This window comes from Streptomyces sp. NPDC093510 (assembly GCF_040683555.1).
In the GTDB taxonomy this organism is placed as follows: Bacteria; Actinomycetota; Actinomycetes; order Streptomycetales; family Streptomycetaceae; genus Streptomyces.
In genome coordinates, this window is record NZ_JBFBEE010000060.1 from 1 (window position 1) to 5,090 (window position 5,090).

At 71.9% G+C, this 5,090-nt stretch carries 4 protein-coding genes; 3 read left to right on the forward strand and 1 reads right to left on the reverse strand.

All coding sequences use genetic code 11. The annotated features are described in order from the left end of the window. Together AB0N81_RS41875 and AB0N81_RS41880 are read left to right on the forward strand one after the other, a co-directional pair. Positions 1-564: PIG-L family deacetylase (locus tag AB0N81_RS41875; protein WP_365368176.1), on the forward strand; the 564-nt coding region annotated here is incomplete at its 5' end. 97 nt (positions 565-661) lie between these two features. Beyond that, a complete protein-coding gene (locus tag AB0N81_RS41880; protein ID WP_365368178.1) occupies positions 662-1,525 on the forward strand; it encodes an alpha/beta hydrolase in 864 nt (287 codons plus the stop codon). A 39-nt stretch (positions 1,526-1,564) separates the two neighbouring features. Here the strand turns inward: AB0N81_RS41880 and AB0N81_RS41885 are convergent, their stop codons facing one another. Beyond that, positions 1,565-3,538 carry a M13-type metalloendopeptidase gene (locus AB0N81_RS41885; RefSeq protein WP_365368180.1) on the reverse strand — a complete coding sequence of 658 codons (1,974 nt, stop codon included), beginning with the start codon at positions 3,536-3,538 and terminating at the stop codon, positions 1,565-1,567. Between the two features lie 141 nt (positions 3,539-3,679). Between AB0N81_RS41885 and AB0N81_RS41890 the strand changes: the two genes are divergently transcribed. Then, positions 3,680-4,798, forward strand: coding sequence for a hypothetical protein (locus AB0N81_RS41890; protein ID WP_365368182.1), 1,119 nt, complete (start codon positions 3,680-3,682; stop codon positions 4,796-4,798). Positions 4,799-5,090: the final 292 nt, after the last annotated feature.

Sequence of the window (5,090 nt, forward strand, 5' to 3'; positions counted from 1 at the left end):
CTCGGCTACGCCGACGCACGCGTGCCGGAGTCGGCCCCCGGCGCGCCGCGGCTGTGCGACGCGCCGCTCGACGAGGCGGTGCGGCGGCTCGTGGCGCACCTCCGTGAGTTCCGCCCCCGGATCGTGGTCACCCATGACGCGTACGGCGGTCCGACCGGTCATCCCGACCATGTGCACACCCACCGGATCACCGTGCTCGCCGCCCGGGCCGCCGGACTCCCCCAGCTCTACCCGGACGCCGGGGACCCCTGGCAGCCGAGCGCCCTCTACCTGGCCACCTACCCGGAGTCGGCCGTGGCGGCGCTGGGCAGGACGGCCGGGGCGCGCAGGGCCGTGCACAGCGTCCCTGACGCCCAGGTCACCGCGACCGTCGACGTCGGCGACTGGCTCGAGCAGAAGATCGAGGCGGTACTGGCGCACCGGAGCGAGGTGGAGCGGGGCGCGCTGCCGGGTCTGGTCGCCGCGCTGCCGTCGGAGCTGCGGAAGCGGCTGTTCTCCACCGAGTGGTTCATCCGCCACGACCTCGCCGCGACGGCCGGACCCCAAGACGGCCTCACCGTCTGAGACCACACCGTCCGAGCCGCCCGAGACCGCCGCCCGAGCGCGCGCCGCTCCAGGAACCCGGTTGCCCCGGACCGGCGGCGCTGACAGTGTCTCGGCCATGTTTGCCTTCTCCGCACCGGACGGAACCGAGCTCACCTACCACTCCCTCGGGGACGGAGGAGGCGGCCGCGCCCGCGGCGTCCCTCCCGTGGTGTGTCTGCCCGGAGGCCCGATGCAGGCCTCCGCCTACCTCGGCGATCTCGGCGGCCTCGCCGCGCACCGTCCGTTGATCACGCTGGACCTCCGCGGCACCGGCGGCTCCGCGGTGCCGCAGGACCCCGCCTCGTACCGCTGCGACCGGCTCGTGGACGACGTGGAGGCGCTGCGTCGGCATCTGGGCCTCGACACGATGGATCTGCTCGCGCACTCCGGCGGCACCAACCTCGCGGTGCTGTACGCGGCCCGGCACCCGGAGCGCGTCGGGAAGCTGGCTCTGATCACGCCCAGCGTCATGGCCGTGGGCGTCTCCGTCGACGGCTCCGTGCGGCGCGAGACGGCGCTGCTCCGGCGGGACGAGCCGTGGTTCCCGGCAGCCTTCGCGGCCCTGGAGGAGATCATGGCCGGCCGGGCGGGCGCCGACGCCTTCCAGGCCATCGCGCCCTTCGCGTACGGCCGCTGGGACGAGGCGGCGCAGGCCCATCAGGCCGCCGAGGACGTCCAGCGCAACGCCGCGGCCGCGGCGGTCTACGGCGCCGAGGGTGCCTACGATCCGGCGGCCACGCGCGGCGCGCTCGCCCGCCTCGGGGCACCGGTGCTGGTACTGGCCGGGGAGGGCGACCTCAATTCGCCGCCTCCCGCGGTGGCCGAAGTCGCCGGGATGTTCCCCGACGCGGAGTTCGTCGTGCAGCCCGGCGCCGGCCACTTCCCCTGGTTGTACGACCCGGCCGCGTTCGTGGCGCTCACGGCGGCGTTCCTCGCCTGACAGCGGCGCCGCCACTCCCCCCGGCCGGGTCGTCCGGCGTCACCAGATCCGTACGCGCTCCGAGGGGTCGAGCCACAGCCCGTCGCCCTCCGCCGTGCCGAAAGCCTCGTGGAACTCGTCGAGGTTGCGGACGATGTTGGCGCGGAACTCCGGCGGCGAGTGCGGGTCGATGGTGAGGTACTGCTGCTCCTGCTCCTTGCGGCGCTTGGTGCGCCAGCAGTACGCCCAGTTCATGAAGAGCCGCTGCGAGCCGGTGGTGCCGTCCCGCTCGGGCATCGGCGCCCCGTCGAGCGCGATGAGGTACGCGGTGTGCCCGATGGTCAGGCCGCCCAGGTCGCCGATGTTCTCGCCGACGGTCAGCGCGCCGTTGACGGACTCGCCGGGGAGGTTGCGGGGCGAGAAGCCGTCGTACTGCTTGACGAGCGCCTTGGACTTGCCTTCGAAGGCGGTCTTGTCGGCGGCGGTCCACCAGTCGTTGAGGTTGCCCGCGCCGTCGTACTGCGCGCCCTGGTCGTCGAAGCCGTGGCCGATCTCGTGGCCGATGACCGCGCCGATGCCGCCGTAGTTCTCCGCGGGGTCTGCGTCGGGCGAGAAGAACGGCTTCTGCAGGATGCCCGCCGGGAAGCAGATCTCGTTCGTGCCCGGGTTGTAGTAGGCGTTGACGGTCTGCGGCAGCATGAACCACTCGTCGCGGTCGACCGGCGAACCGATCTTGGCGAGCTCCCTGTCGGTGTCGAACGCGGCCGCCGCCTGCGCGTTGCCGAGCAGGTCGTCCGCCGAGACCTGGAGCGCGGAGTAGTCGCGGAAGGTGTCGGGGTAGCCGATCTTGGGGCGGAACGTGGCGAGCTTCTCGTACGCCCGTTCCTTCGTCTCGTCGGTCATCCAGTCGAGGCGCGCGATCGACTGACGGTAGGCCTCGAGGAGGTTGGCGACGAGGTCGTCCATCATCGCCTTGGATGACGGCGGGAAGTGCCGCGCGACGTACTCCTTGCCGACGGCCTCGCCGATGGAGCCCTCCACGAACGCGACCGCGCGCTTCCAGCGGGCGCGCAGCTCCGGGGTGCCGTTGAGGGTGCGGCCGTAGAACTCGAAGTTGTTGCGCACGAACTCGTCGGACAGGTACGGAGAGCAGGCGCGCAGCACGCGCGCCAGCGCCCAGTCGCGCCACTGCTCGATGGGCACCTCGGCGAGGAGCGCGGAGAGGTGGGTGAGGTAGGACGGCTGGCGGACACAGGTCTCCGCGATGGTGGCGTCCGAGCCGCCGAGCGCGGCGGCATAGCCGCGCCAGTCGAACTCCGGCGCCAGCCGGGTCAGCTCGTCCAGGGTGGTGAGGTTGTAGGTCTTCAGGACGTCGCGGGTCTCGGCGCGCTCCCAGTGGCCCGCGGCGAGCTTCGTCTCCAGCGCGAGGACGGTCCGCGCGGCGGCGGCCGGGTCGGCGTGCTTGCCGAGGGTGAGGAGCTCGGTGAGGTGGGCGACGTACTTCTCGCGGATCTCGGCGAACTTCTCGTCCCGGTAGTACGACTCGTCGGGCAGGCCGAGTCCGCCCTGGAGGATGTTGAAGAGGTAGCGGTCGGAGTCGCGGTCGTCCGAGTCGATGTACGAACCGAAGAGGCCGGAGCCGCCGATCCGCTCGAAGCGGCCGAGGAAGGCGGCGAGCTCCCGGGTGTCGCGCAGGGCCGCGACCTCGTCGATGAGGGGCTGCGCGGGGGCGAGACCGCGGGCGGCGATGGTCTCCTCGTCCATGAAGGAGGCGTACAGGGCGGCGATCTTGCGGGCGTCCTCGGAGTCCACGCCCGCGCCCGCGTCGGCGGAGGAGGCCTCGGCCAGCTCCTGGATGATCGTCTTGACCTGCTGCTCTGCGGTGTCGGCCAGCTGTACGAAGGGGCCCCAGCTGGAGCGGTCCTCAGGGATCTTCTCCGTGTCCAGCCAGGTGCCGTTGACGTGGCCGAAGAGATCGTCCTGCGGCCGGATCTCGGGGTTCATGCCCGGGCGGGCGTCATCCAGAATGCTCATCCGGGCAGCCTATGCGAGCGACCGCCGGGCCCCCGGCCGCCCGCCGCCGACCGGCACGTCAACTCGCGCGCAAAACATCTCAATAGGAGCGATAAAGTATCGCGTCAACCTTCGTACGCCTGTGACACCAGGAGCACATCCGTGAGCGTAGCCATCGTCCCGCCCCAGGAAGCCGCCTCCCCCACCGCCGACGCGGCGGCGCTGGTGGCCGAGGACGCCCGCGACTTCGGGGTCTACGCGCGCACCGGCGGCTGGGCCTTCGGCCTCAAGGTCGCCCGCAGCGTCCGGCCGGGCGGGCAGAGCGCCGGCGAGACGCCGAAGGTCTCCGCCAAGGAGTTCGCCGAGATGGCCGGCTGCTCGGCCGACCGCGTCATGCGCTACTACAAGGCCTGGGACAAGGCAGCCGACGACGGAATGGTCCCGCACTTCGAGGCCCTCTCCCCCGGCATGGAGGTCGAACTCCCGGACGCCGACGTCTGGTTGTCGTACTACACCTCCCGCTCCAGCGCCCTGACCCAGCGCGGCGAGGCGATCACGGAGGCCGCCGAGGCCGAGGGCATCCGCCCCACCAAGGCCCTGGAGGTCGCGGAGAACCCCACCGCGCTGCGGGCCGCGATCCTCGCCGACCCCGGCACCGCGGAGGCGGCGCGCAAGGCCCTGATGGACCGTCTCGGTGAGGACCCGGCGCTGCGCACCGAGCTGGTCCGTGACATCGTGCGCGCCGACGACCTCAAGAAGGCCGTGGCGGCCGAGGCCAAGGCGGGCGACCGCGTCGACTACGTCCGTCAGATCGTGGAGAAGGGCCAGGTCAAGACGCCTGCCGGACAGATGATCGACGCGCCCGCCGAGCTGCGTGAGGAGGCCGAGCGCCATCTGTCCCTCATCGACGAGCTGGACGACGGCGAGGAGTCCGGCGAGTGGGCGCGCGAGGCGTACGACACCGTGCGGGACATGGTCGCGCAGACCGTCCAGAGCGACCCGGGCCTGCGCGTGCAGGAGCGGCGCGCGAAGTTCTACAGCAGCCTGCAGAAGGCCACGAAGGTCTTCGAGGAGCTGACGTTCGACGACGTCGCCGCCGCCGAGGAGATCCGCGACATCTACGAGGACGACATGGTGCGGCGCCTGGAAGAGCTCCAGCAGGCCATCGGCGCGTGCATCACGGCTCTCCAGGCGGCGACAGCCACGCCGCCCGCTCAGGCGGAGCAGGCGGAGCAGGCGGAGCAGGCGGAGAGTGTGCCGGACGAGTGGGACGCGTCCTGACACCGCGCTCCCGTACGTCCCGAGGCTGATCACGGCCCGTTCTGTAGCACTCCAGTCGTACGCGATGACCCGTACAGGGAGGGATTCGCCGCCCCGGCCCCGGCTCGTAGCTTCTTGATCACGTCACATCGCCGAACGATCGAGAGGCCTCGGATCCATGTACGTCAAGGCATTCGCCCCCGAGTACCAGGGCGAGCTGGGCTCGGAGCTGAGCGTGAACTCCTCCTATCAGGACGTGCGCGCCACGGCCGGCCGCGCGCTCTCCAGGGCGGGCGGCGCGGCCGAGCGGGCG

Coding starts and splice junctions, on each gene's coding strand:
- AB0N81_RS41880 (WP_365368178.1), top strand. CDS start 662: ATGTTTGCCTTCTCCGCACCGGACGGAACCGAGCTCACCTACCACTCC.
- AB0N81_RS41885 (WP_365368180.1), bottom strand. CDS start 3,538: ATGAGCATTCTGGATGACGCCCGCCCGGGCATGAACCCCGAGATCCGG.